This window comes from Duganella sp. HH101, from assembly GCF_001758795.1.
Classification (GTDB): domain Bacteria; phylum Pseudomonadota; class Gammaproteobacteria; order Burkholderiales; family Burkholderiaceae_D; genus Rugamonas; species Rugamonas rivuli.
Genome location: NZ_LRON01000012.1, coordinates 146,468 through 172,694 on the forward strand (window position 1 = coordinate 146,468; position 26,227 = coordinate 172,694).

A 26,227-nucleotide genomic window follows, 5' to 3' on the forward strand; every position below is an offset into this window, starting at 1 on the left:
CCTTTATTCCTTGTTGCCGGGTGTTTCAGCGCCGGGCTTCTTGTCGTCGCTGACGCCCTGTTCGGCCTGGACGTCCTGCACGGAGCGCAGCTCGGCGTCCTCCTTCGGCACGCGGGTGGTTTCTTTTTCGTTCGGGCGTTTGCCCAGCAGGTAGTAGTCGAGCGCCTTGCGCACGATGGGCGCGGCCACGCCGGCGCCGAAGCCGCCGTTCTCCACCACCACCGCGATGGCGATGCGCGGCTTGTCGGCCGGGGCGAAGGCAGTGTAGAGCGCGTTATCGCGCAGGCGTTCGGCGATCAGGTTGGCGTTGTACTTCTCGTTCTTCTTGATCGCCACCAGCTGCGCGGTGCCGGTCTTGCCGCCCGAGGTGTAGCCGGCGCCTGCGAAGGCGCGCGCCGCCGTGCCGCCGATGGTCACGCCGACCATGGCGTTCTTGATGATGTCGATATTTTCCTGCTTGAGCGCGATGCGATAGCTTTCCTTGGGCACCGTCAGCTTGCGGGTGCGCGAGACGCCGTCTTCGATGATCTTCACCAGGTGCGGCTTCATGACGATGCCGTTGTTGGCCAGGTTGGACACCGCGTGCGCCATCTGCAGCGGCGTGTAGTTGTTAAAGCCGTTGCCGATGGCGATGGAGATGGTGTCGCCGCCCACCCACTTCTGCGCCGCTACGTTCTTCTTGAAGCGGTTGCGCTTCCATTCCTTCGACGGCAGCACGCCCTGCTTCTCGTGTTCCAGGTCGATGCCGGTCAGCTGGCCGAAGCCGAACGGCTTCATGAAATCGCTGATGGCGTCGATGCCCAACTCGTTGCCGAGGATGTAGTAGTAGGTGTCGCAGGATTCGACGATGGACTTGTACATGTCCACCGTGCCGTGGCCGCCCGGTTTATCGTCGCGGAACTTGTGGCCGCCCAGCGTGAACGAACCCGGATCGAAGATGGTCTGGCCCGGCGTGCGCTTGCCCAGCTCCAGCGCGGCCAGCGCCATGAAGGGCTTGAAGGTGGAACCGGGCGGATAGGTGCCGGACAGCGGACGGTTGACCATCGGCTTGTCCAGTGAGGTATTGAGTTCGTTCCAGCTCTGCGTGTCGATGCCGTCGACGAACAGGTTGGGATCGTAGCCGGGCCGCGACACATAGGCCAGGATATCGCCCGTCTCGGGTTCGATGGCGACCAGCGCGCCGCGCCATTCGCCGAAGGCTTCCTCGACCACTTTTTGCAGTTCGATGTCGATCGACAGTATCAGGTTGCTGCCCGGCGTGGCGGGCGTGCGCGACAGCGTGCGGATGGCGCGGCCGCCGGCCGACTTCTCCACTTCCTCGTAGCCGGTGATGCCGTGCAGCTGCTTCTCGTAGCTCTTCTCCAGGCCTTCCTTGCCGATATGGTCGGTGCCGTTGTAGTTGGCGGCATCCTCGGTGTCGGCGATGGCCCGGGCCTCGGTGGTGTTGATGCGGCCGATGTAGCCGATCACGTGGGAGGCGATCTCGCCCAGCGGGTACTGGCGGAACAGGCGCGCCTGCACCTCCACGCCGGGGAAGCGGAAGCGCTGCGCCGAAAAGCGCGCCACTTCCTCGTCCGTCAGGCGGGTGCGCAGCGGCACGCTCTCGAAGCCCTTGGATTCCTCCAGCAGCTTCTTGAAGCGCTTGCGGTCCTTGGTCTCCACCGTGATCAGCTTGGACAGCTCGTCGATGGTTTCGTCCAGCGTGGCGCTCAGTTTGGACGGCGTGATCTCCAGCGTGAAGGCCGAGTAGTTGCGCGCCAGGACCACGCCGTTGCGGTCCAAGATCAGGCCGCGATTCGGCTCGATGGGGACGATGGCGATGCGGTTCTCTTCGGCCTGCGCGACGTAGTCGCTATGCTTGTAGACCTGCAGCCAGATGAAGCGCGCCAGCAGCGAGGCAAAGCAGAAGAACACCAGCGCGCCCAGCACCGTCAGGCGCAGGCGGAACTGGTGCAGCTCGCGTTGGTTGTCCTTGAGTTCAGTCATGGTGCTCAGTCACGGTGCTCAGTCACTTCTCGACCGGGGCGTCAGATCGGGCGGGTATGGTCGCGGTCCACCGCGCGGCGCTGCGGCGCCAGCAGCAGCCAGGTCGCCAGCGGCCACAGGGCCACGGCGATGATGCTCTCGACGAAGTAGAACCAGCCCGGGAATTTGCCGGAGACGAAGAAGCGCACGATCAGCTGCACCGACTGCGCCATCAGCAGCAGCGGGAACACGTGCATCGCCTGCGTCAGCAGCGGGAACCACAGCACCCGGCGGTGCAGCATGATGGCGAAGTAGGACAGCAGCGTGTAGGCCAGCGCATTCTCGCCCAGCAGCGTGGAGTCATGCACGTCCATCAGCAGGCCGAGGAAGAAGGCGGTGCCGATGCCGACCTTGCGCGGCTGGTGCACACCCCAGAACACCAGCACCAGCGCCACGAAGTCCGGCACGCCGATGAAGTTCCCCCAGGGGAGCAGGTTCAGCAGGAAGGCGCAGAACAGGCTGAAGGCGATGAACAGCGGGCTGACCGGCAGCAGGATATAGTGGGGACGATTCATCGTGCCGGCTCCTTCGGTTTGGTGGCAGCGGCTGCGGGCTGGCCGTTCGCGGCTGCGGCGGCAGGTGCTGCGGCGGTGGCGGCAGGTGCTGCGGCGGTGGCGGCAGGTGCTGCGGCCGGCGCCACAGCCGGTGCCGCGCCCGGCGCGGCTGCGGCAGGCGCACCAGCGGCCGGCGCAGGCGCCGGCTTGGGTGCGGGCGGCGGCATCACCGGCATCAGGCCGGGCGGCGCGTTGTTGGCCGGCGCGGCGGCCGCAGGCGCAGCAGGTTCGACGCCCTCTTTCGGCGCCTCCTTGATCGGCGCCATCTTGTTATTGTGCTTCTTGAGCGCGCGCGTCTCTTCATCCGGCGGACGCGGAGGCATCTCCGGCGTCGACATCAAGATCAGCAGCTGCGTATTGTTGGAGATGCCGCCCAGCGGCTGGCACACCACGCCGCCGAACGATCCGGCCGCGCTGTTTTCCACCTGGCTCACGCGCGCCACCGCCAGGCCGGCCGGGTAGACGCCGTCCAGGCCCGAGGTGACGACGATATCGCCGACCTGGATATCCGCGTTCGGCGCCGTGAAGCGCAGCTCCAGCGCGCCGGACTTGCCGCGCCCATAGGCCACGCTGCGCAAGCCGTTGCGCAGCAGCTGCACGGGTATCGCCTGCTCCTTGTCGGTCAGCAGCGTCACTTCGGAAGTAAAGGGGAACACCCGCGTGACCTGGCCAACCACGCCCTGGTTGTCGATCACCGGCAGGCCGAGCGCCACACCCTGCTGGGTGCCGCGGTCGAGGATCACCTTGCGGCTGTTGACATCGCGCGCGTCGTACAGGATCTCGGCCAGCATGGACTTCACCGGCAGATGCTCGCGCGCGGCCATCAGGCGGCGCAGCTGGTTGTTTTCAGCCGTCTGGAGCTGGGCCTGCTGCAGCACCAGCGCGCCGGCGATCTGCTGGCGTTTGAGCTCGCGCACCTGCTTTTCCAGCGACGACAGAGTGGAGAAATAATCGCCGACGCCGTAGATGGCGTCGCGCGGCAGCAAGGCTGCCATTTGCAGCGGATACAGCACCGTGGCTGCCGCCTTGCGCACGGTGGTCAAGGTGCGCATGCGCGCATCGACCAGCAGCAGTGCAATCGAAATGCACGCAAACACCGTCATCTTGACGCGGGCGGAGGCGCCTTGCTTGAAAAGTGGCGGAGGACTGTATTCCATGACTTCCAATAATCCGGCGCTCGCGCGCCAACGAGACTGTCAACTCATCCCAATGCATCGGGGCCGCTGTTTCGCGGCCCCGTCTTGTCAGATCATTCGTAGGAGAAGATCGAGCCCAGCTGGTCCATCCGCTCCAGCGCCATGCCCGAGCCGCGCACCACGCAGGTCAGCGGATCTTCCGCCACCAGCACCGGCAGGCCGGTTTCCTCCATCAGCAGACGGTCCAGATCGCGCAGCAGCGCGCCGCCGCCCGTCAGCATCATGCCTTTTTCCGCAATGTCGGCGCCCAGTTCCGGCGGCGTCTGTTCCAGCGCGTTCTTCACGGCCGAAACGATGTTGTTCAGCGGGTCGGTCAGCGCTTCCAGGATCTCGTTGGACGAGATGGTGAACGAGCGCGGGATGCCTTCGGACAGGTTGCGGCCCTTGACTTCCATTTCCTTCACTTCCGAACCCGGGAAGGCCGAACCGATGGCCTTCTTGATCGCTTCGGCGGTCTGCTCGCCGATCAGCATGCCGTAGTTGCGGCGGATGTAGTTGACGATGGCTTCGTCGAATTTGTCGCCGCCCACGCGCACCGAACCCTTGTACACCATGCCGCCCAGCGAGATGATGCCCACCTCGGTGGTGCCGCCGCCGATGTCGACCACCATCGAGCCGGTGGCATCCGACACCGGCAGGCCGGCGCCGATCGCCGCAGCCATCGGTTCTTCGATCAGGTAGACCTGCGAGGCGCCCGCGCCCAGCGCCGATTCGCGGATCGCGCGGCGCTCAACCTGGGTCGAACCGCACGGTACGCAAATGATGATGCGCGGCGAAGGACGGAAGAATTTGGAGTCGTGCACCATGCGGATGAACTGCTTCAGCATTTGTTCGGTGACGGTGAAGTCGGCGATCACGCCGTCTTTCATCGGGCGGATCGCCTCGATATTGCCTGGGACCTTGCCCAGCATCTGTTTTGCTTCCTTACCAACTGCCTGGATCGTCTTCTTGCCGTTAGGGCCGCCTTCTTGGCGGATCGCGACGACCGACGGTTCATCCAGGACGATGCCCTGGCCGCGAACGTAGATCAGAGTGTTGGCCGTGCCCAAGTCGATGGCCAGATCGGTGGAAATATACCTGCGTAAAAAACCAAACATGTGTGTCCTGTGGCGCTACTGGTGTGCGCGTAAGCCGTTAGAAAGAAATCCTGTGGTGAGGCGGCGGCTGCAATGATTCAGCGCCGGCAACGCATCAACCCGCCATTCTACCTTATAATTTGAATGCGATTTGCCGAAAATCCCGCCAAAAGTGTATCGGCTGAGTCCGCGAGTTAAGCGGTATTCGTTCTCTTTTGCCAGCGAAAAGGCAGAATTTCCAGTTTTTTATCAATATTACAATTAAACCTAGCGCGGCCCGCCCGCGCCATTCGCCATGTCCCTGACCCTATCCGACGTAACACGCATTGCAAAACTGGCACAACTTGAGATGAGCGAGCAGCAGACCGCTACCGCGCTGGACCAGTTGAACGGCATTTTCGCGCTGGCCGAACAGATGCAGGCGGTCGACACCGACGGCGTCGCCCCGCTGAGCCACCCGCTGGCGGCGCACATGAACAACATCGCCCTGCGCCTGCGCGAAGACGTGGCCACCGAGGCCAATCGCCGCGAAGACTATCAGGCCGTCGCGCCCAAGACCCAGGACGGGCTGTACCTGGTGCCGAAAGTGATCGAATAAGGACGGCTGCGTCCCGACTCCATCCCGATCACCGAATCTGAATTGAAACGCCATGCACACCAAAACCATTAAAGAGCTGTCCGCGCTGCTGCAAAGCAAAGCCATCACCGCCACCGAACTGGCGACGCATTTCCTCGACCGTATCGAAAAGAGCGACCTGAACGCCTTCCTGCACGTGGACCGCGCGCTGACCCTGGCGCAAGCGGCCGAAGCGGACGCCCGCATCGCCGCCGGCACCGCCACCCCGCTGACCGGCGTGCCGATCGCCCACAAGGACATCTTCGTCACCCGCGACTGGCGCTCGACCGCCGGCTCGAAAATGCTGGCCAACTACGTCAGCCCGTTCGACGCCACCGTGGTGGAAAAGTTCCGCGCGGCCGGCATGGTCACGCTGGGCAAATTGAACTGCGACGAATTCGCCATGGGCTCGGCCAATGAAAACTCGGCCTTCGGCGCGGTGAAGAACCCGTGGGACAAGAACGCCGTGCCCGGCGGCTCCTCCGGCGGTTCCGCCGCCGCCGTGGCCGCGCGCCTGGCGCCGGCCGTCACCGGCACCGACACCGGCGGCTCGATCCGCCAGCCGGCAGCCTTCTGCGGCATCACCGGCATCAAACCGACCTACGGCCGCGTATCGCGCTTCGGCATGATCGCCTTCGCCTCGTCGCTGGACCAGGGCGGCCCGATGGCGCAAACCGCCGAAGACTGCGCGCTGCTGCTCAACGCCATGGCCGGTTTCGACGAACGCGACTCGACCTCGCTGACGCCTGAAATGGGCGGCGTCGACGAAGACTACACCCGCGAACTGGGCCAGCCGCTGGCAGGCCTGCGCATCGGCGTGCCGAAGGAATACTTCGGCGAAGGCCTGGCCAAGGACGTGGAAGACGCCGTGCGCGCAGCGCTGGCAAAGTACGTCGAAATGGGCGCGACCCTGGTGGACATCTCGCTGCCGAACACCGCGCTGTCGATCCCGGCCTACTACATGATCGCGCCGGCCGAAGCCTCGTCTAACCTGTCGCGCTTCGACGGCGTGCGCTACGGCCACCGTGCTGCGGAATACAAGGACCTGTCCGACATGTACCGCAAGACCCGCGCCGAAGGCTTCGGCGCGGAGGTCAAGCGCCGCATCATGGTCGGCACCTATGTGCTGTGCCACGGCTACTACGACGCCTACTACCTGAAGGCGCAAAAAATCCGCCGCCTGATCGCGCAGGATTTCGAAACGGTGCTGAACGGCCCGAACGCCGTATGCGATGTCATCATGGGACCGGTCGCGCCGACCGTGGCATGGGACCTGGGCGACAAGTCCGACGACCCGGTTGCCGCCTACCTGGCCGACATCTACACGCTGTCCACCAGCCTGGCCGGCTTGCCTGGCATGTCGATCCCGGTCGGCTTCGGCGCCAAGAACCGCCCGGTGGGCCTGCAGATCATCGGCAAGCATTTCGGCGAAGCGAAACTGCTGAACGTCGCCCACCAGTACCAGCTGGCGACCGACTGGCACACCCGCGCACCTGCCGGCATCTAACTTAAAAAATACAGCGAGAATCATATGGAATGGGAAGTCGTCATCGGTCTTGAGAACCACGTGCAGCTCACGACCGAATCTAAAATTTTCAGCGGATCGCCGATCAAGTTCGGCGCCGACGCCAACACGCAAGCCAGCCCTGTGGACCTGGCGCTGCCTGGCGTGCTGCCGGTGATGAACAAGCAGGCGGTGGACCGCGCGATCCGTTTCGGCCTGGCGGTGGGTGCGAAGATCGCTCCGGCGTCCATCTTCGCCCGCAAGAACTACTTCTATCCCGACCTGCCGAAGGGCTACCAGATCAGCCAGTTCGAAGACCCGGTCGTCATCGGCGGCGCGCTGACCTTCGGCTACGAGAAGGATGGCGAATTCGTCACCAAGACCGTCAACCTGACCCGCGCCCACCTGGAAGAAGACGCCGGCAAATCGCTGCACGAAGACTACGCCGGCATGAGCGGCATCGACTTGAACCGCGCCGGCACGCCGCTGCTGGAAATCGTCTCCGAGCCTGAAATCCGCAGCGCCGCCGAAGCCGTGGCCTACGCCAAGGCCTTGCACTCGCTGGTGATGTGGCTGGGCGTCTGCGACGGCAATATGCAGGAAGGCTCGTTCCGCTGCGACGTGAACGTTTCCGTGCGTCCGAAAGGCCAGAAGGAATTCGGCACCCGTTGCGAGATCAAGAACTTGAACTCGTTCCGCTTCATCGAAGAGGCAGTGCACGTCGAAGTGCGCCGCCAGATCGAGTTGATCGAAGACGGCGGCAAGGTGGTCCAGGCAACCCGCCTGTACGACCCTGATCGTAAAGAGACCCGTGAAATGCGCAGCAAGGAAGACGCGCAGGATTACCGCTACTTCCCGGATCCGGACCTGCCGCCGCTGATGATTTCCGAAGAGTGGATTTCGAAGGTCAAGGCCTCGATGCCGGAACTGCCGGCCGCCATGCGCGCCCGCTTCGTCAGCGAATACGCGCTGCCGGAATATGACTCGCTGGTGCTGACCGCATCAAAAGCGATGGCGACCTACTTCGTCGCCGTGGTGGAAAAAGCCGGCAAGGAAAACGCCAAGGCCGCCGCCAACTGGCTGATGGGCGACGTGTCGTCGACGCTGAACCGCGAAGGCGTGGACCTGGATCAATCGCCGGTGTCGGCAGTGCAGCTGGCCGCCATGCTGAAGCGCATCGCCGACGGCACCATCTCCAACAAGGCCGCGAAGGAAGTATTCGCCGGCATGTGGGAAGCCAAATCCACGGACGAGAACCTGGTTGACACCATCATCGACGCCAAGGGCCTGAAGCAGATCTCCGACACCGGCGCGCTGGAAGCGATCGTCAACGACGTCATCGCCGCCAACGAGAAATCGGTGGAGCAGTACCGCGCAGGCAAGGAAGCGGCGTTGAACTCGCTGATCGGCCAGGCGATGAAGGCATCGCGCGGCAAAGCCAACCCGGCGCAGCTGACCGAGCTGCTGAAGGCCAAGCTGGCCGGCTAAAGATGGCAGACCTTGAAAGGGACGCCACGGCGTCCTTTTTTTTGGCTGTCACTCGTTCGTGATAATGCGCGAGTATTCAAGGATCGCAAACTGCTATCCTGTTCAACCCTACGACTAAAGAACCAACGCAATGACCGATACGAGAATACGCCTGGCCGTGCCTGAAGATGCAGCCGCGATCGCCGCAATGGCCGTTGCGCTGACCGAAGAAATATCGCAGCGACTTGGTGTGAAAACCTTCAACCTGGAGCAGCAAAAAACCGCCAGCTTGTGCCACGCCCTGCTGCGCGAGGAAAAATACCTGGCGCTGATCGCGATTGCGGAAGGCGAGGCTATCGGCTTCGTCGGCATCTCCGAAGGCCGCGCACTGTATGCGGAAGGCGCGCTGGCGACCATGCAGGAGTTCTTCGTCGCCCCGCCCTTCCGCACCAACGGCGTCGGCGGCCAGTTGCTGAACGCCGCCGCAGAGTTGGCGCGCAAGCGTCGCTGGAACCGCCTGGAAGTCTGCACGCCGCCGCTGCCGGAATACGACCGCAGCCTGGCGTTCTATGAGCGTCATGGCTTCGAAATCACCGGTGGCCGCAAACTCAAACGCCTCTTTACGGAAGCCCAATGAAAAAACTGATTGCCCTGCTGGCCTTGAGCGCATCCACGCTGGCCCACGCCGCCACGATAGACTGGCCTTTGAGCTACGAGGGCAAATCGACGAACGCCTTCATCTGGGACAAGCGCGCCAAGGAGCTGATACAGACGCGCGTGCCCGGCAAGCTGGCCAGGGACGTGCTGGCGGGACTGGGCGGCCCGCCGGAGCCGGTATTCGTGGTCGACAAGCGCTACGTCAGCGCATCGGCCTGCGTGCCGCACGCCTGCCCGGAAAAGGGCTTCTTCTGGATCGACACCCAGACCGGCCAGGGCCTCGGCGCGGACATCATCGACGGCGCGCTGCGCCTCGGTTCCAACAGCCTGTCCGCAAAACAGATCCCGGCGCCTGCGCGCCGCGCCTTGATCGACTGGATGAGCGCCAACGACGTCACACCGGTCAGCGTGGAATTCATCGACAACCGCGGCGCCAGCACCAGCGTGGACGCCGCACAGTTCAAACCTGCGGCGCACTTCGAGCCTTCGGCCGAAGGTCCATCCTATGACTGCAAGGCGGCAGCCACGCGCGTTGAAAAAACCATCTGCGCCGATGCGGCTTTGTCCAGGCAGGATCTGGCGCTGGCCAAGCTGTTGAAGGAAATCCGCCAAGGCCACGACAACATCGCCTCCCGCAACGAGCTGCGCGACTTCCAGCGCAAATGGCTGAAAGACCGCGACGCCGCCTGCGCCACCGCCGCGGACATCAATGCATGCCTGAGCAAGCAGTACCAAACCCAGAACGACCGGCTGATGAACTGGATACCCGGCCGCTAAGCATGGAGAGTACGACGTTGAACACGGCATTCGAGGTGGTTCCCACTGCGGCAGCGTGGACCAAGGGGTGGACGCTGACGCGCGGCAAGGCAGCCCCCGTCAGCCAACCGTATGGCTACAAGATCGACCTGGGCGTTCCTGAGTGCCTGGAGCGCCATGCCATGGTCGACTACGACACAGGCGTCGTGCGTGCGCTGACCGACAGGCTGCACACGGTGGCCTTGGATAACGCAGCAGCGGTGGCGCCTGATGGCTACCAGCTGTCCCTGTCCACCTCCGGCGCTGTCTCCGACGCAGAGCTCAGGGATGTCAACGGAGAACTGGCGGCGCGGGGGCGAGTAGCCCATAGCGACGGCGTTGCTACGTTCGACCAGACTGCGGCGGTCATTGCTTGATTTTACGCTGTCTCAACGCACTGCTTCTTCTGTTTCTGATCGCCGGGCAGCACTTCGCCCATGCGTCAGAACCAAGCCCGCTGCTCATCGACTACAGCCATACCGCCTGGTCCGAAAGGGATGGTGCGCCGACTGGCGCCACCAAGTTCGCGCAAGGCCCCGACGGCTGGCTATGGATCGCCACGCCAACCGGCATGTACCGGTTCGACGGCGTGCGCTTCGAACGCACCGACAACATCCACGGCCATCCTCTGGAGTCCAGCAACATCATGGGCCTGACCACCGCGCCCGATGGTGCGGTCTGGGTAGGCTACCGCGTCGGCGGCGTGTCCGTGTTCAGGAAGGATGGCGCCCGCACCTACGCGGAGCAGGACGGGCTGCACCCGGTCGGCTCCTTGCATATCGAGGTGGCCCCTGATGGCGCGGTATGGGTCGCGATGCGCGACGGCGTGGCCGTGCTGCCCCGTGGCGGCAGCCGCTTCCAATACCTTGGCCCCGAGGCAGGACTGCCAGCGCTGGGCGTGTTCCAGATCTTGTTCGCCCGCGACGGCACGACATGGATAGGGACGAACACGGGTGCCTTCTTCCGCAAGCCAGGCGAAACCCGCTTCACCCAAGCCTGGCCGCATGTTGCGCTGGTCTGGTTGTGCGAAGCGCCGGACGGTACGATATGGGGCAACGATTTCAAGAATGGCTACTACAGGGTGCGTTCAACGCAGCCTTCAGTGGGCGAGTCCCTCAAGCCCGAACTCGAAGGCTATGGCATGCACTTCGACCGCCAGGGAACGATGTGGATGATGCATACCGATGGACTGGAACGCAGAGTGGCGGCCGCAGGGTCCAGCCTTCCAGAGCAACGGCTGTCGAAGGAAAACGGCATCAGCGGCCCGATACTCAGCACGAGGTTCCAGGACCGCGAAGGCAACCTGTGGATAGGCACGGCGGGCGGCATCGACCGGCTGCGCCCGAATCGCCTGAGAACCATGCCAGTGGAGACGCAACTGGAATATCCCGCGCTGGTGGCCGGGCCGTCCGGCGATGTCTGGGTGGGCGACTATGCACGCGACCTCTGGAAGTACAGCCCCGCGGGACGCGTCAGCCGCGAGGCCCTGGGGCCGATCACCGCCAGCTACACCGCGCCGGACGGCGTCCTGTGGCTGGGCGGGACGGAAGCCCTGCTGCGACGCGACCGCGATGGCGCCGTGACGTCGATCCCCTACCCGCCCGAACTGAAAAGCCTGCGCGTCCACGCCCTGCAGCAGGATAGAGACGGCGCCTTGTGGGCCGCCTTCTCTTCCGGCAAAGGCGTGTACAAACTCGTTGAAGGCCAGTGGACCAAATCGGGCGGACTGCAAGGACTCACCGACCTGCTGACCACCTCGATGGCACGCGACGCCAAGGGGAACCTGTGGATGGCGCATCTGCGCAGCCAGATCACCATCATCGACGGCGGCACGGTGCGCACACTGGGGCCGAAGGAAGGCCTGCAACTGGGGACGATCATGCAGGTGTACCCCGACGGCCAGGCCATGTGGGCGAGTGGAGAAAATGGCGTCATGCTCTATCGCGACGGCCGCTTCGCCACCTTGCGCGGCGAGCGCAATGAGATCTTTCGAGGAGTATCCGGCATCGTCAGGCTGCCGGGCGGCGACCTGTGGCTGCACGGCGCCGACGGCCTGTATCACATCGCCGCCGCCGATGTCGACGCATGGCTGAACCACGACCATGCCACCGTGGCATTCGAGCGCTTCGACGCGCAGGACGGCATGATGGGTCACGCGCCGCAACTGCGGCCGGTACCCTCGCTGAGGCTCTCGCGCGACGGCTTGCTGTGGTATGCGACATCGACGACGACCGGCACCATCGATCCGGCCAACATCCTGCGCAATCGGCTGCCGCCTCCGGTGGAAATCATCAGCGTGACTTCCGATGGCATGCGCTACACCATTCCGTCGGGCCGTGAACTCGGCCTGCCTGCGGGATCGCAGAATCTGCAGATCGACTTCACGGCACTGAGCCTGTCGATACCCGAGCGCGTGCGCGTGCGATACCGGCTGGTCGGCCTGGATCACGCATGGCAGGAAGCGACAGGCCGCCGGCAAGCGTATTACACCAATCTGGCGCCGGGAAATTATCGCTTCGAAGTCATCGCATCGAACGAGGACAATCTTTGGAATACCAAAGGCGCAGCGCTGGAGATAGGCATTCCTCCGACCTTCGTCCAAAGCGGCTGGTTCAAGCTGCTGCTGGCGGCGCTGGGGATGCTGCTGCTGTACAGCGCCTACGCATTGCGGATACGCCACCTGACGCAGCGCATGCAGGAAAGCCTGCAAGCGCGCCTGGCAGAACGTTCGCGTATCGCGCGCGCGCTGCACGATACGCTACTACAAAGCATGCAGGCTTTGCTGATGTCGTTCGACGCGCATAGCCGGAATCTGAAGGAAGGCACAACGGAGCGCGCGCGCCTGGACCAGACGCTCAATCTGGCCGAGCAATTGCTGATGGAAGGAAGGGACCAGATCATGGACCTGCGCGCGTCCGCCTCGCCGGATGCGCTGGAGCTCACGCTGGAGCAGTTCGGTAAAGGGCTGGCTGAACACCGCTCGCACGCCTTTGCGATGAAGGTCAACGGCGTACCGCGACAACTGCGCCCGCATGTCCACGACGAGGTCTACGCCATCGCGCGCGAAGCGCTGTTCAACGCCTCGCGCTATGCGGACGCCAGCCGCATCGAGCTGGAACTGGACTACAACGCCAACGCCTTCGTCGTGCGCATCCGCGACAACGGGAAGGGCCTGGACGACGCCGTCGCCGCAGCAGGCCACCGGCCCGGCCACTGGGGAATGGTGGGCATGCGCGAACGCGCCCACAACATCGGCGCCCGCCTGGCTATCGACAGCAAGCCGGGCATGGGCACGGAAGTCATTGCGACAGTTCCCGGCACGGCTGCTTACTGAAGTCCAAGTCAGCGATAGGCCAGCACGTCCAGCACTGCGTTGCCGTTCTCGCCGACCAGTTGCAGCGCGGCGGGTGCGGAGTCGGCGGATGCCAGCGCCAGGCCTTTGTAGCTCCCCTCGGCAGCGCTGCCGCAACCGCTGGCTGTCAGGGTCAGCGCGGCCGCGCCGCCATAGGTGGCGGCGAAGTCCACCTTGCCGGACAATTTGCAATCGCTGCCGCCCGCGCTGATGGCGCCGTCGGCAGCCACCGTGAACAGCGCAGGCTTGCCGCCGATGAGCGCCTGGTAGTTGCCGGCCGCGTTGGCGGGCGACAGCGCATTCAGCGCCAGCGCCTGCGTGCGGTCGTAGGCCAGCGTCACCATGCCACCAACGGACACCGGCACGCGGCGGCCCTTGCTGCCATCGACTACGTGCATCACGGTGGCGGCGCCGTCGCCGTCGGCCGACAGCAGCACATAGCCCTTGCCATCCTTGTTGGTGTAGATGCTGGCGCCGGACACCGTGTCGCCATTTGCATAGCCTTGCAAAGCGCCCTCTCCCAGTACCGGCACGCTGCTGGTCGGTGCCGGCTCGTTGCTGGACGTGCCATTGCATCCCGCGAGGCCGGCAACCATGGCCAGCAAGGCCGCCTTCATCGTGTTGTTCATTGCGCGATCCCGTTCAATTTGATCTTCATCGCATCTTCAAACGCGCGACGCGCTTGCGGTACGCCTTCGACAGGAGAAATCGTCACCGCCGTCTTCGCGGCGATCACATTGTCTTCCGAGGTGGCGGCTGTATCCTTGGGCAGCACCACGCCGCTCGGCAACGTGGTTCCGCCGGTGGCCAGGCTGATGCCGGGCACGGGGAAGTTGACGCCCGAAGCGACGGCCAGCGGGCTGTCCGACAGTTTTTCATAGAACGCCGGGACGTAGCTGCTGGCCTTGCCGATGCGGGTGAAGCGGTACGGCAGCGCCGCGCCGGCACCTGCGCCGAAGTCCGGCACGTTGACGTTCAGGCCCACGCCATCCGGCATCAACAGGCCGCCGGCCTTGGCCTTGTTGGCGATCAGCGTGTCGACCAGCTTGACCACGATGCCCGCCACTTCATACGCACGGTGCGACGCCGGCAGCGCGCCGCTCCAGTTGACCTGCGCCGTGGCGGCGTCGCTGACGGCCATTGCCGGCAAGCCGCGGTTGATCATATAGATCAGGTTATTGAACGTGCCGCTGCTGGCGTTGATCGCGCCGGTGTTATTGCCCTCGTTGGGACCGGAGATCACCAGGTCGGGCGCGCCGTTCCACTTCTTCTTGGCCAGCACGTCCACGCCATACAGGCAGGCCGCCACTGGCGTACCGTTGACGTAGGAGACATCGGCATCGCCCGCGTCCACACCTACGCCAGGCGCGCCGGCGGCCAGACCCAGGGCCACCGCGCCGCGCTCCTTGCCGGTCAGCGCGCTGACCGGTGTGAGGAAAGCGATGTAGCCGCCACGGCCGGATTGATTGTCGATAGGCGCAGCCACCGCCACGCTATGCCCAGCTGAAGACAGCTTCGTTTTCAACGCCCGCAGGTTGGCGGCGGTGATGCCGTCATCGTTGCAGAGCAAGATGTTCAGCGCGGACGCTGGCGCCGCAGCAGTCAGGGCAAGCGCGCCGCACAAGGCGATTGCGCTGTTGAAGCGTGAGGATGGCATGGTACTTCCTGTCGAATGAATAAGAACGCAGAAGTGTAGTGATGCCTTGTTACCGCAACGTGACACGATGGCCGGCAACGCCGATACCGGGTATAGCGCAACAGGACTAATCGCGCACGCCGACCCAGCGGCCGTTATCCAGACGCAGGCGCTGCTTCATCGGCATCCGCCCTTCGTTTTTCATGATGTAGGCGATCATCGGGAATACCTGCTGCGCGGACGGTTCGTGCATCCACGGCGCGGCGGCGAACTTGTAGGTGTAGCTGGCCGTTGCGGTCGCAGCATCCCAAGCCACCACCTTGACCAGACTGAGTTTGCCGACGCAGAAATCGCCCGTGCGCGCGATCTTCTCACCGGTCGGTGCGACGGTGCTGGTGTCGCGCTTCAAGTAGAATTTTTTCCCGGCCTCGGTCAGGTTGTAACGCTGTACAGGAACCTCCTGCTCCACACCTTCGGCGTTACGGCGCACCACCATGCCGCCAACCGCTTCCGCCAGCCCAAGTTGCTCCAGCACCGGCAGCTGTACCGCATCGCGGCTGCCCGCTTCGGCGTCGCCCGGCGCCACGTCGATAGGCCAGTCGAACTTGCCGACACAAACGTCGCCTTGCTGCGCAAGGTATTTGCTCAAGCCTGCGGCCAGCGCCTTGTTGCTGGGTTGCGGTGCGGCGTGCGCGGAAACCGAAACCGCCGCCAGCATTGCCACCATCGAAATCATCTTCATTTTTTCACCACCAGATCGTTATCGGTCAGCGTGTTGAGGAACGCCTCCAGGTCCTGCATCTCCTGCTCGGTCATCGGCGGTTCGCTGCCGCGCTTGCGGCCGTCGAGCGGCATCTGCTTATCGAGGTTGGCGCGATAGCGCCTCGGCAGGTCGTTGTACTTTTGCACCACGCCCTTGACGGTCGGATACCAGCGCTCGGGCTGGGTATCACGCGTGTTGTAGAAACGGATCACATCCTTCAGCGACTTCAACGCGCCGTTGTGGAAGAAGGCCGAACGCGTCGCGACGTTGCGCAGCGTCGGCGTCTTGAACATGCCGCAGTACTGGCCGCTGGCCGGACGTGGATGATCGGGACGGTCGCAGATGCCCATGTCGAAATAGCCGGCCTTCGCATTGGCAGGAATGTCCTTGTTGCGGGGGACGCCTATCGCCGCATAGGTGAAGTCGGTGAACAGCTTGACGCTGCCGTTCAGGCCCGCGCCGTTGTAGTGGCATGCGAAGCAGTTGCCCTTGTTGGCATCGCTGTAGACGGCGAACCCGCGCATCTCGGCCGCGGACAATTCGCCGCCGATCTTGTTGCTGGAGTAGAGGTCGTACTTGCTGCTGTAGGGGTGGAAGCTGCTGTCCTCCAGCTGATAGGCCTGCAGCGCCTCCAGCGCGTGCCTGAAGGCCTTTTGATCGTTCTTGAACACCTCCGGCCCGAACGCCTGGCGGAACTGCTCCGCATAGGCCGAGGCGCGCAGCTTGCGCACCACGTCGGCCGCGCTCTTGTTCGCCATCTCATGCTTCGCCAGCAGCGGTATGCGCGCCTGCTCGGCCAGCGTTGCGGCGCGGCCGTCCTGCGTGTGGCCGCCGCCGGGGCCGGGCGTGCTGATGCCGTCCGGGTTGTCCAGCATGTCCTCATACGGCGGCGTGTACTCCTGGTAGCGCAGCGACGGCACCGCGCGCACGCCCGCCGTAGCCAGTCTGGCGCCGCCCAGTTGGACCGCGAGCTTGTTCGGCGGCGCGTGGGCGCTCGCCGGATCGTGGCAGGTGGCGCAGGACATCCTGCCGGAACCCGACAGCGATTGATCGAAAAACATCTGCTTGCCGATTTCGGCGGCGGCGCTCAGCGGCGCCACCGCCGGCGCGGCGACGGCTTGCGCCGCCGCCACGCTCAACACCAACATCAAGGCCAGTCTCATTTACTTGAGCGCCCAGCCGTTACGCTGATCGGCGTCAGGGCCAACCTGCTTGATGGTTGGGTAGCCGTTCTTCTGCACGTAGCCGGCCGGGATCACGTAGCCGTGATTCATCGGACGCACCGCATCGAAGTGGGCATCGGCGCTGCCTGCATATTCGGGCAGGTTCAGGATGTTCGCAGCGATGAACTTCTGGCTGTACTTCGAACGGTTCATGTACGACCAGTCGTCCGCAGGGTCGGCCAGCTGGAACATGTCCTGCAAGGTGCGCACCAGCGAGATGTGGCTGTAGGCGTCGCTGTCGACCACGCCCTTCGGCGCGCCCGGCTGGTTGTTCAACACACCGAAGATGCTGGTGCCGTGGCCCTTGTTGCCCTGCTTGTAGTTGGTGACGGCTTCCACCGACACGCTGCCGTCGGCGTTGCGCACCAACGGGCCCAATGCCGCCGGGCTGCCGCTGGTATTCCAGCCGCAGCACGAGTTGAAGCCGCTGGTGGCCGTGCCTTCGTCGAACATCATGACGATGGCGACGCGCTTTTGCGGGTTGTTCCACAGCGGCGAAGCCTGGATTTTCTTGATCAGATAATCCGTGTATTTATCGCCGCGATAAATCAGCGGGCTGCCGGAACAGTCGCTGGCCGGCTTGGTGGTGGCGCTGCCCGGCAGCGTGCCGACCAGCGTGACGCCGTGCATGTCGTCGCACTGGTCCGGTTCCAGGATGTTGATCTGGCCGACGTCGCCGCTTTGCAGATCGTCGCCGAACTGGTCGACGTTCCAACCTGCCGGCGCCGCTGCCGCCAGCGCCGCATCCCATTGGCCGCCGCCCAGCGTGCGGTTATTCTTCAGGAATTCCGGCGAGCTGCGCACGTTCTGGAAAAACACGCTGCCATTGTGCTTGGCCGCGTATAGCGCGCCGGCCAGGCGCACATTCAGGTTCGGCGTGCCGATGGCGCCGACCGGCTCGTTCGCGGTGTACAGATTGTCCGGCGCGGTGATGGTGGCGTCGGCGCTGCCGTCCTTGCGCCAGTCGCCGCCCGGGTTCTTGGACTCGCTGTAGACGCGCCAGCTCATGCCCTTGCTGGTCAAGGCGTTGAACAGGTTCGGCCGGCTCTTGATATTGTGGTTGGTGTTGTTGTTGCAGGCGTTGACGCCAGGCGGCAGCGGCAGGTCTTCAATCGCGTTGGCGGCGGCGGTGCCGCTCGGGTAGCAGTTGAAGGCGCTGTCGTCGGTGATGCCGAAGTCGTCGCCGGCCGCGATGGCCAGGCGATTGGGCTCGCTCGGATTGCCGGTGGCGTAGTAGCTGGTGAACTGGTTGCCCGCGTTCAGATAGGCGTTGATGCGCGGCGCGTAGACCGAGTTCTTGATCGACGACGTGGCCTTGTTTTCCAGGACGATCATGAAGACATGATCGTAGCGCGGAATGCCTTCCAGGTTCATCGCGGCCTGGTGCGCTTCCTTCATCGTGATCGCAGGGCCGGTGGCGGCTGGATCCGCAGCCAGAGCGGCGGGCGATACGTCGCGGCGGTCCACCATCTTGGCGGCAAAGGCGAAGCGGTTGCTGAGGATGACGGATTCCTTCAGCAGGTCGGCGCCGGCGGCGGTCATGTCGGCCAGCACGGTGTCGGAGGTAACGTTCAGGCGGATGGCCAGGTTGTTCTTGGCCGATTCAAAGCTGATGCGGTCTTCTTCCATCATGCGCACCACTTCGGTGGTCAGCGGCGAGATCGCCACCTTGGCCGGCACCAGTGGGTTGATCAGCGCTGCCGATACCTGGTCGGCGGCGGCGCGCAGCACCATGCGCTGGCCGGCGGGATGGCCGCCGTTGAGCGAGGTGGCCGACACTTCGGCCACCAGTGCGCCCGGCGTACGGGTGGCCAGCAGGAAGCTGCCGTCGGCCTTGGTCAGGGTGCTGGTTTCACCGGCGTCGCAGACGCCGTTGTCGTTGGCGTCGATGCAGACCTTCACCGACTGGAACACCGAAGCGACGGTGCTCGACGCGGCGCTGGCGGCCGGCGAGTTGGCGATGACCGGCGGCGTGAACCAGGTGCCGGAGACGACACCGCGCACGGTGACAGGCGCGGTGGCGGCATGGGCCGGCGCCGACAGCGCCAGCACGGCGCCGGCGACGGCGCTCGAAATCAGGGTAGTTTTTAGCATGGGTATTCTCTCGTCAATGGCGGAATGGCGGTATCAAGCCTGGCGGCGACGGCGGGCGACGACGCCTGCCACGCCCAGGCCGGCGATCAGCATCGCGGCGCTGCCAGGTTCCGGCACCGGTGCGGCCACCAGCGACCAGCTGATGTTGTTGGTTAGCTGGTCGAACGCCAGGTCGGTGCAGTTGCCGTTGCAGTTCAAGGCGTAGGCCTGGTTGCCGATCTTCACATCGCTGCTGGTGACGAAGAAGAAGTAGTTGTTGATGTCGTTGTAGTTCGTCTGCGGATTCGCATCGGCGAAGATGAAGTTGTTCTTGCCTGCGACAGTCGACACGACGGCGCCCGCTGCGCTGTTCCAGTTGTGCGTGGAAGCGTCCCACGATGCGCCGGCCAGCGAGCCGGTAAAATCGGTGCCGTTGAAGTTGATGTGCACATTGGAGACGTTCTCCACCAGATCGCCGTTCAGATGGCCGGACAGCGAGCCGGTGATGGCCTGGCTGTCGCCGAAGGTATAGGCGAAGGTGAAGTTTTCGGCGTGTGCGGAGGCAAACGCCGCCAGCAGGATGGCTGCGGAGCAGATTTTTTTCATAGTGGCTACCTGGTGTGAACAACAAAGGAAGAAGCTCATGGCTTCATGTTTGAAACCGTCGCCGGTATGATGTGTTTTTTTTATGACCGCGCCGTGACATAACGACAATGTCCGCTGCCATATTTGTCACGTAATGTATCAATCGACCATACTTGAAGACCGACTGGCCGCCCTGGTCCGCTCCTCGGCGGACCTGATGGCCGCGCTGTCGGCGGCGCGCAGCCTGGGGCTGGGCAGCTGGTGCATAGGCGCGGGCGCGGTGCGCACGCTGGTGTGGGACGCCCTGCACGGCCACGACGTCCCCACGCCGCTGGCTGACGTCGACCTGGTCTATTACGACGCGGATGCGCCGCCGCAGCGCGACGCGGAACTGGAGGCCCGCCTGCGCGCGGCGATGCCGTCGCTGGCGTGGGAGGTGACGAACCAGGCCCATGTCCACACATGGTTCATGCGCGAGTTCGGCCGCGAGGTGGCGCCGCTGCTGTCGCTGGAGGACGGCGTGGCGACTTGGCCGGAGTATGCGACCTGCGTCGGCGTATCGCTCGATGCCGGCGATACCATCGGCGTGATCGCGCCGCATGGATTGGAAGACCTGTTCGCACTACGCGTGCGCCACAACCCTGCCTGTGCCGACATCGACACCTACCGACAGCGCGTCGCGGCCAAGCGCTTCGCGCAGCGCTGGCCGCTGCTCGCTATCGAATCACTCCAGTAGCGCGGCGATTGCCAGCGGCATGCTGCTTGTTATCACCTGCCCGTTGTCGGGCAGCGCGGCGAAGCGGTAGACGAAAACGCGGAAGCTGGCGACCAGGTCGCCCGCGAAGGCCGGCCCCTCCTTCGCGGCGAGCGCGCTGACCGCGCCGCCGGCCGCGTGGAACTGCACCTGCGCCGTGTCGTTCTTCGGATAGGAAAACTGCACGCCGGCGCAGCTCTTGCCTCCGGCCTCGCCCGAGTAGCGCAGGTAGGCCAGCAGTTGCTCGCAGGCGGCGCGCAGATCGGCGGCGCTGTACACGCCGTCCGCCCGCGTGACGATCGATACCCAGGCGCCGTAGTTGTATTGGCCCGCCCTGCGGTTCAGCGTCAACTCCGCGTTGTCGTCGTAGGCGGCCTTGGAAAACGGGAAGACGGCGCGTCCCAAGCCATCGAGCGGCAACGCCAGGTGGGTGGTCTTGCTGTTGAGCGTGAGCCGCAGGCCATCCATGGACACGCTCTTGTCGCGTGGGCGGACGCGGAAGTGGTTCTGCAAAAACTGCTTGGGCTTGCCGTACTTCTCAAACCAGATCATCTGGCGATAGGCGACGCGGTAATCGATCCAGTCAGTGTCCTCCTGCGCGCTGGCGAACGCCGGCAGCAGGGCGAGACTGAGTAGAAGGATCTTGAGCATCTCGTTCAGAACCGGTAGGCCAGGCCACTGGACCAGGTGATGAAATTGCGGCGATCGACGAACGGCGCCGCGGCCGGTCCGTTGCCCAGGCGCGTACCCGTGACCGAACTGCTGATCAGCCATTTGCTGCTCAAGGCCCAGTTCCAATTGACACCTGCGTTCACAGCGGTGACGCCGCCCGATGGGCGGTAGTCGCGTACGCCGCCGGCGGCGGTGCTCACCTCATACAGTTCGCGCATCACCGGATCGCTGGCCAGCGACACGCCCGCCGACAGCGTCACCGTATGATGCGGCGCCAGCTCCGACAGGGTCTTCTGCAAGCCGATCTGGCTGCGCCAACCGCGCGCGCTGGTATCGTAGATCAGGTTCGCCGTCACGCGCGACTCGTATCCGAGGTAGTAATTGTAGAAACCACCGACGTCCGCCGAGCCATTGATCGCGCGCGTGCCGCGCAGCCGCCAACTGTCGCCGGGGTTGCGCGAGTTGCTGGCAAAGATCAGCGGCCCGTATTCCATGCCCGCCGTCCTGGAAAGATGCATGCCGAGCACCCCGTTGGCCGACGCGAACACGCCGTTGCTCCACTGGACCTGGAACAGCGGCCGCACAATCACCGGGCGGCTTTCGCCCTCCGCAGCCGCCGTCTTGGTGGTGAAAGCCACCCCCGCATACATATCTTTGCTCCCATCGGGCATCATCAGCTCGGTGGTGCTGTCGGCCAGCGCCGGACCGCACGCGGCCAGCAGCAACAATAACGGGGATAGCTTACTCATGTACTCTTTCTATATTCCTTAGAAACCGAAGCGCACGCCCAAGGCGAAACGATCCGTCTTGCCGGTGAAGCCGCTGCGTTCGAGCTTATCGGTGTGTTCCAGTTCCAGTTGCAGCGCCACGTCCTTGGTGATCAGGTAGGAAGCGCCCACGCTCAGATACAAGCCGTTCTTGTGCACAGACTCGCCCGCGGGAGCGTTGTTGCCGCTGATATCGAGCTTCATGCGGCCCTGCGCGATACCGGCCTTGCCGAACAGCGACCAGCTGTCGCTCAACTGCCAGGTGCCGCGCGCAGCCAGATAGGCCGTGCTGACACGCGTCTTCAACTGGTAGCCCGGGTTGAGATCGAAGGTGGTCGAACCGGTGTCGTCGCGATAGCCCGCTTCCAGCGCCAGCGCCGGCGACAGATCATACCCCGCAAATACACCCACAGGCGTCGCCTTCTTGGACGCGCCGTGCTCCGTCGTTACACCGTTATTGGTATATTTGACGTTGCCGTTGGTCCCGGCGCTGACATTGGCGCCGACATACACGCCCTCGGCGTGCGCCAGCGAGCTGACGGTGAGAGCGAAGAGAGCACTGCCTACAATTTTTTTCATATCAGGATTCCAGGTTGAAGTAAGGAGACTCGAATGTTACGTCTCCCCCGCAGTGGAATCCGCCGCAGTTTGTCGTTAAATTGTCTACAAATTGTAAGCGCCATTTGTATGAAAAGTGTACGAATGTGTACCAGATTGTCGAAAATGCCACTTGGACGCCGCGCTCCACTACAATACTCACGAAACGGAGGTGCAATGCAGCGTGTAATGCTGGTGGAGGACGATGCGCGGCTGGCCGCGCTGGTCAAGGAATACCTGGACGAATACGATTACGCGGTCGACGTGGTGACACGCGGCGACCTCGCGCTCGAACGCTTCGGCAGCACCCAGCCGGACCTGGTGATACTCGACCTGACGCTGCCCGGCATCGACGGCCTGGTGGTGTGCCGCCAGCTGCGCCAGCTCAGCGCCGTTCCCATCCTGGTACTCACCGCGCGCGAGGACAGCTTCGACGAAGTCTCCGCCCTGGAACAGGGCGCCGACGACTACGTCAACAAACCGGTGCAGCCGCGCGTGCTGCTGGCCCGCCTGCGCGCGCTGCAGCGGCGCGGCGGTGGCGCGGCCGCCGCCAACAGCGACATCGCCTTCGGCCAGCTGCGCATCTCGCGCGAGAACCGCGCCGTCTACTGGCGCGGCGAGGAGGTGGCGATGAACAGCGCCGAGTTCAAGCTGTTCACGATACTGGCCGGTGCCTCGGGCAAGGTCATGTCGCGCAACGACATTCTGGTCAAGATGCGCGGCATCGAATTCGACGGTCTCGATCGCAGCATCGACAACTGCATCTCGCGCCTGCGCCGCAAGTTCGGCGACAACGGCGCGGAACGCATCAAGACCGTCTGGGGCGAAGGCTATCTGTTCAGCCCCTCGGCCTGGGAATGAATCGTCTCTTCTGGCGCTTCGCGGCACTGGTGATGCTGGCCATCACGCTGGCCACCTGCGTGATCTATTTCACCTTCAGCCGCCTGTTCGGCGATCCGCTGGAGGAAATCGCGCGCCGCCAGGCAGCCGGCCAGATCTTCCTGCTGGAGCAGTACATCGACAAGGCGCCCGCCGACGAATGGCTGCCGCGCCTGAACAAGGTGCGCGAGGTGTCCGAGGCCACGCTGGAACTGCAGCCACTGCAGACGGTGCTGGCGGCGCTGCCCGCGTCCAAACGCTCGCTGCTGCTGCAAGGCGCGGTGGTCATCGACATCGGCGGCAAGGCCTTCTACCGGCGCGTCGACACGACCGGCGCGCGCTACATCGGCAGCAACGACGACGTGATCCATGCCCAGCGCCTGCCGATCGATATCGGCCAGGCGCTGGGCATGGAGGCGATACGCTTCGGCGTGATCGCGCTGTTCCTGCTGGTGCCGATAGGCTGGTGGTCGCGCCGGCACTGGCGCGGCCTGATGGCGCTGTCGCGGATGGCCGACGATTTCGGCCAGGGCAACCTGGCGGCGCGCGCCGTGGTGCGGCCGGCATCGAGCATCGCGCCGCTGGCGGGCCGCATCAACGACATGGCCGGGCGCATCGACCAATTGATGGAGGCACGCAAAAACCTGCTGCACTCGGTGTCGCACGAGCTGCGCACGCCGATCGCCCGGCTCGAATTCGGCCTGGAGCTGCTGCGCGAACGCCACGCGGCAGATGACCCGGCGCTGCAAAAACGCATCGCCGCCATGGAGACCGATGTCGATGAACTGAAAACGCTGGTCAACGAGCTGCTTGACCTGACGCAGCTCGACCACGCGCAAGCGATGCCGCGCAAGCCGTTCGCCCTGGCGCCGCTGCTGCACGCCTGCGCGCCGCCGCAGCCGCGCCAGAACTTCAGCGCCAGCATCGCCGCCGACCTGGGCGAGCTGCAGGGCGACACCCGCCTGCTGGCGCGCGCCATCAACAACCTGCTTGGCAACGCCGCCAAGTACGCGGCGTCGCGCATCGCGCTGTCGGCCACGCGCAGCGGCAACGCCGTGCGCATCACGGTGGAAGACGACGGCCCGGGCATCCCTGCCGAAGCGCGCGAACGCGTGTTCGAACCGTTCTACCGGCTGGCACGCGAACAGGACTACGCCACCACCGGCTATGGCCTGGGCCTGGCCATAGCCGCCAAGGCCATCGTGCTGCACGGCGGCGCCATCGCCATCGACGATTCCCCGCTCGGCGGCGCGCGCTTCACCATCACCTTATAGACAACTCTGTCTATGTTATACAACGCCTGAAATCCGGGCTGAAAATTAAAGTATACATTCTTGTCTAGACAGACTAATCTACAAATACTTTAGCAAGTTAACAAGAGAGTCGCCATGAGCATACCCAAACCGACCGCCGCCGAACTCGACCTGCTGCAAGCACTGTGGCCGCTCGGCTCGGCCACCGCCAAGCAGGTGCACGAGGCCATGCAGGAAGAGAAACCTGACCTGGCCTACGGCACCGTGCTGCGCCTGATGCAGATCATGCACACCAAAGGCATCCTGATCCGCGACGAAAGCCAGCGCTCGCACGTGTACGCACCGGCGCAGGCGAAGGACGCGCTGCAAACCAATCTGCTGAAGGACTTGATGCAGAAGGCCTTCGCCGGCTCGGCCAAGGCGCTGGTGCTGGCGGCGCTGCGCTCGGGGATCTCGAAGAAGGAGCGCGAAGAGATCGAGAAAATCCTCAAGGATGAAAAGAAATGAGCGCCTTCATCTTCCACCTTGGCCTGACGCTGATGCACTTCCTGTGGCAAGGCCTGCTGCTGGGCTGCGCCACCGCCGTCGCCTTGACGCTGCTACGCAACCGCCGCGCCGAATACCGCTACCTGGTGGCCTGCTCGGCGCTGATGGCCTGCCTGTGCTGGCCGGCGTTCGAACTGTACCAGCGCCTGCACGGCGGCGCCGACGCCACCGGCGCGGCCGGCGCATTCGGCGCCGGCGTGCTGCGGCTGGCCGCGCAATCGATCGTCGGCAACGGCGAACCGTTCGACCTGCGCGACTCCTTGCGCGACATCGTCCGCCTGTGGGCCCTGTGCGCCATCGTGCTGTCCTTGCGCATGATCCTCGGCCTGCTGTGGATAGACCGCGCCGCCAAACAGTGCGACTGCAAGCACCGCCAGGACCAGCTGCGCTGGGAGGCCAGCCTGTCCCGCCTGGCCGCGCGCTTCGGCATCGACCGCAAGGTGCAGCTGCGCATCGTCGACACGGTGTCCAGCCCCATCACCGCCGGCCTGTGGCGGCCAATCGTGCTGCTGCCGGCCGCGCTGGTGGCGGGCATGCCGCCCGATCTGCTGGAGGCGCTGCTGGCGCACGAAATGGCGCACATCAAACGCCATGATTACCTGGTCAACCTGCTTCAGAACGTGATCGAAACGCTGCTGTTCTACCACCCTGCCGTCTGGTGGATCTCGCACCGCATCCGCATCGAACGCGAACTGATAGCAGACGATTTCGCAGCAAGGCAGCTCGGCGAACCGCGGCGTCTGGCCCTTGCACTTTCAGAACTGGAGCGTCTCCAGTTCTCCACTCACCACCTGGCCCAAGCGGCCAATGGAGGAAATTTGATGGATCGTATTCAACGTTTGTGCCGCCCTGCACCGCAGGCCTTGAACTGGAAAGCCGTCGTGCCGATGCTGGGACTGGCGCTGGCCTGCATGTCGATATACGCGGAGGCGGTCGCCGCCGACAAGGCCGCCGCGGAGACGGTGCCCGCCTTGGCCGACTTCAGCTCCTGCCAGAAGCCCGTATGGCCGGCCGGCCCGCTCAGCCGCAAGGAGACCGGCACCGTCACGCTGAAGTTCCTGGTCGGCGCCGACGGCAAGTTCAAACAATCGGAAGTGGCGCAATCGAGCGGCCACCCGGAGCTCGATGAAGCGGCGCGCACCGGCATCGAGAAGTGCCGGTTCACGCCCGCCCTCAAAGCGGGCAAGCCGGCGGAATCGTGGATGTACATGAAGTACGTCTGGACGCTGGACTAAAC

Annotated in this window: 25 protein-coding genes; 12 read left to right on the plus strand and 13 right to left on the minus strand. The window is 64.3% G+C overall.

Annotated features, from left to right (window positions below; all coding sequences use genetic code 11):
• Positions 1 to 3 precede the first annotated feature (3 nt).
• From mrdA to DUGA2_RS19720, 4 genes are all read right to left on the minus strand, one after another.
• Positions 4 to 1,986 (minus strand): penicillin-binding protein 2, encoded by a 1,983-nt coding sequence (gene mrdA / locus DUGA2_RS19705; protein WP_070271190.1) that lies wholly within the window; start codon positions 1,984 to 1,986, stop codon positions 4 to 6.
• 41 nt (positions 1,987 to 2,027) lie between these two features.
• Positions 2,028 to 2,540, minus strand: coding sequence for a rod shape-determining protein MreD (gene mreD / locus DUGA2_RS19710; RefSeq protein ID WP_070271191.1), 513 nt, complete (start codon positions 2,538 to 2,540; stop codon positions 2,028 to 2,030).
• Positions 2,537 to 3,736 carry a rod shape-determining protein MreC gene (mreC, locus tag DUGA2_RS19715; protein WP_070271239.1) on the minus strand — a complete coding sequence of 400 codons (1,200 nt, stop codon included), beginning with the start codon at positions 3,734 to 3,736 and terminating at the stop codon, positions 2,537 to 2,539. The genes mreD and mreC overlap by 4 nt, the downstream gene beginning before the upstream one ends.
• A gap of 92 nt (positions 3,737 to 3,828) precedes the next feature.
• Positions 3,829 to 4,872: a rod shape-determining protein gene (locus tag DUGA2_RS19720; protein ID WP_008445008.1), complete on the minus strand. Its 1,044-nt coding sequence runs from the start codon at positions 4,870 to 4,872 to the stop codon at positions 3,829 to 3,831.
• Between the two features lie 274 nt (positions 4,873 to 5,146).
• On the opposite strand from DUGA2_RS19720, the gene gatC reads away from it, so the two are divergent.
• From gatC to DUGA2_RS19755, 7 genes are all read left to right on the plus strand, one after another.
• The gene (gene gatC / locus DUGA2_RS19725; protein ID WP_070271192.1) at positions 5,147 to 5,449 is read left to right on the plus strand and encodes an Asp-tRNA(Asn)/Glu-tRNA(Gln) amidotransferase subunit GatC; all 303 of its coding nucleotides are present in this window, start codon (positions 5,147 to 5,149) and stop codon (positions 5,447 to 5,449) included.
• Between the two features lie 52 nt (positions 5,450 to 5,501).
• Positions 5,502 to 6,974 (plus strand): Asp-tRNA(Asn)/Glu-tRNA(Gln) amidotransferase subunit GatA, encoded by a 1,473-nt coding sequence (gatA, locus tag DUGA2_RS19730; RefSeq protein WP_070271193.1) that lies wholly within the window; start codon positions 5,502 to 5,504, stop codon positions 6,972 to 6,974.
• Between the two features lie 24 nt (positions 6,975 to 6,998).
• A complete protein-coding gene (gatB, locus tag DUGA2_RS19735; protein ID WP_070271194.1) occupies positions 6,999 to 8,459 on the plus strand; it encodes an Asp-tRNA(Asn)/Glu-tRNA(Gln) amidotransferase subunit GatB in 1,461 nt (486 codons plus the stop codon).
• A gap of 130 nt (positions 8,460 to 8,589) precedes the next feature.
• Positions 8,590 to 9,075: a GNAT family N-acetyltransferase gene (locus tag DUGA2_RS19740; RefSeq protein WP_070271195.1), complete on the plus strand. Its 486-nt coding sequence runs from the start codon at positions 8,590 to 8,592 to the stop codon at positions 9,073 to 9,075.
• Entirely contained in the window at positions 9,072 to 9,872 is an 801-nt protein-coding gene (locus DUGA2_RS19745) for a lysozyme inhibitor LprI family protein (protein WP_070271196.1), read from the plus strand. Before DUGA2_RS19740 ends, DUGA2_RS19745 begins: the two co-directional genes overlap by 4 nt.
• Positions 9,873 to 9,889: 17 nt before the next feature.
• Entirely contained in the window at positions 9,890 to 10,267 is a 378-nt protein-coding gene (locus DUGA2_RS19750) for a hypothetical protein (RefSeq protein ID WP_141753321.1), read from the plus strand.
• Complete coding sequence (locus DUGA2_RS19755; protein WP_070271198.1) at positions 10,264 to 13,224, plus strand: sensor histidine kinase; 2,961 nt, start codon at positions 10,264 to 10,266, stop codon at positions 13,222 to 13,224. The genes DUGA2_RS19750 and DUGA2_RS19755 overlap by 4 nt, the downstream gene beginning before the upstream one ends.
• Before the next feature lie 8 nt (positions 13,225 to 13,232).
• Here the strand turns inward: DUGA2_RS19755 and DUGA2_RS19760 are convergent, their stop codons facing one another.
• The 6 genes from DUGA2_RS19760 to DUGA2_RS19785 all read right to left on the minus strand — a co-directional run bounded on the left by DUGA2_RS19760 (position 13,233) and on the right by DUGA2_RS19785 (position 19,543).
• Positions 13,233 to 13,871: a hypothetical protein gene (locus DUGA2_RS19760; RefSeq protein ID WP_070271199.1), complete on the minus strand. Its 639-nt coding sequence runs from the start codon at positions 13,869 to 13,871 to the stop codon at positions 13,233 to 13,235.
• A complete protein-coding gene (locus DUGA2_RS19765) occupies positions 13,868 to 14,899 on the minus strand; it encodes a 5'/3'-nucleotidase SurE (protein ID WP_070271200.1) in 1,032 nt (343 codons plus the stop codon). Before DUGA2_RS19765 ends, DUGA2_RS19760 begins: the two co-directional genes overlap by 4 nt.
• 106 nt (positions 14,900 to 15,005) lie before the next feature.
• Entirely contained in the window at positions 15,006 to 15,620 is a 615-nt protein-coding gene (locus tag DUGA2_RS19770; protein ID WP_070271201.1) for a hypothetical protein, read from the minus strand.
• Entirely contained in the window at positions 15,617 to 16,789 is a 1,173-nt protein-coding gene (locus tag DUGA2_RS19775; protein WP_229214731.1) for a cytochrome-c peroxidase, read from the minus strand. Before DUGA2_RS19775 ends, DUGA2_RS19770 begins: the two co-directional genes overlap by 4 nt.
• 15 nt (positions 16,790 to 16,804) lie before the next feature.
• The gene (locus tag DUGA2_RS19780) at positions 16,805 to 18,958 is read right to left on the minus strand and encodes an alkaline phosphatase family protein (RefSeq protein ID WP_070271202.1); all 2,154 of its coding nucleotides are present in this window, start codon (positions 18,956 to 18,958) and stop codon (positions 16,805 to 16,807) included.
• Between the two features lie 33 nt (positions 18,959 to 18,991).
• On the minus strand, positions 18,992 to 19,543 hold the full coding sequence (locus DUGA2_RS19785; RefSeq protein WP_070271203.1) for a PEP-CTERM sorting domain-containing protein: 552 nt from the start codon (positions 19,541 to 19,543) through the stop codon (positions 18,992 to 18,994).
• Positions 19,544 to 19,676: 133 nt separating this feature from the next.
• Between DUGA2_RS19785 and DUGA2_RS19790 the strand changes: the two genes are divergently transcribed.
• The gene (locus tag DUGA2_RS19790) at positions 19,677 to 20,258 is read left to right on the plus strand and encodes a nucleotidyltransferase family protein (RefSeq protein ID WP_210402584.1); all 582 of its coding nucleotides are present in this window, start codon (positions 19,677 to 19,679) and stop codon (positions 20,256 to 20,258) included.
• On the opposite strand, the gene DUGA2_RS19795 is transcribed toward DUGA2_RS19790, so the two are convergent.
• Genes DUGA2_RS19795 through DUGA2_RS19805 form a run of 3 tightly spaced genes read right to left on the minus strand, consistent with a single transcriptional unit; the run spans position 20,247 to position 22,294 of the window.
• Complete coding sequence (locus DUGA2_RS19795) at positions 20,247 to 20,927, minus strand: hypothetical protein (RefSeq protein WP_070271204.1); 681 nt, start codon at positions 20,925 to 20,927, stop codon at positions 20,247 to 20,249. The two genes, DUGA2_RS19790 and DUGA2_RS19795, sit on opposite strands and share 12 nt — an antisense overlap.
• Before the next feature lie 5 nt (positions 20,928 to 20,932).
• Positions 20,933 to 21,697, minus strand: coding sequence for a MipA/OmpV family protein (locus DUGA2_RS19800; protein WP_070271205.1), 765 nt, complete (start codon positions 21,695 to 21,697; stop codon positions 20,933 to 20,935).
• A gap of 18 nt (positions 21,698 to 21,715) precedes the next feature.
• Positions 21,716 to 22,294 (minus strand): porin family protein, encoded by a 579-nt coding sequence (locus DUGA2_RS19805; protein ID WP_070271206.1) that lies wholly within the window; start codon positions 22,292 to 22,294, stop codon positions 21,716 to 21,718.
• Positions 22,295 to 22,489: 195 nt separating this feature from the next.
• Here DUGA2_RS19805 and DUGA2_RS19810 point away from each other — a divergent pair, with 195 nt between their 5' ends.
• The 4 genes from DUGA2_RS19810 (at position 22,490) to DUGA2_RS19825 (ending at position 26,225) form a co-directional block, all read left to right on the plus strand.
• Positions 22,490 to 23,173, plus strand: coding sequence for a response regulator (locus DUGA2_RS19810; RefSeq protein ID WP_070271207.1), 684 nt, complete (start codon positions 22,490 to 22,492; stop codon positions 23,171 to 23,173).
• Positions 23,170 to 24,465 carry an ATP-binding protein gene (locus DUGA2_RS19815; RefSeq protein WP_070271208.1) on the plus strand — a complete coding sequence of 432 codons (1,296 nt, stop codon included), beginning with the start codon at positions 23,170 to 23,172 and terminating at the stop codon, positions 24,463 to 24,465. Before DUGA2_RS19810 ends, DUGA2_RS19815 begins: the two co-directional genes overlap by 4 nt.
• 114 nt (positions 24,466 to 24,579) lie before the next feature.
• Positions 24,580 to 24,951, plus strand: coding sequence for a BlaI/MecI/CopY family transcriptional regulator (locus tag DUGA2_RS19820; RefSeq protein ID WP_070271209.1), 372 nt, complete (start codon positions 24,580 to 24,582; stop codon positions 24,949 to 24,951).
• Positions 24,948 to 26,225 carry a M56 family metallopeptidase gene (locus DUGA2_RS19825; RefSeq protein WP_070271210.1) on the plus strand — a complete coding sequence of 426 codons (1,278 nt, stop codon included), beginning with the start codon at positions 24,948 to 24,950 and terminating at the stop codon, positions 26,223 to 26,225. The genes DUGA2_RS19820 and DUGA2_RS19825 overlap by 4 nt, the downstream gene beginning before the upstream one ends.
• The last annotated feature ends 2 nt before the right edge of the window (positions 26,226 to 26,227 follow it).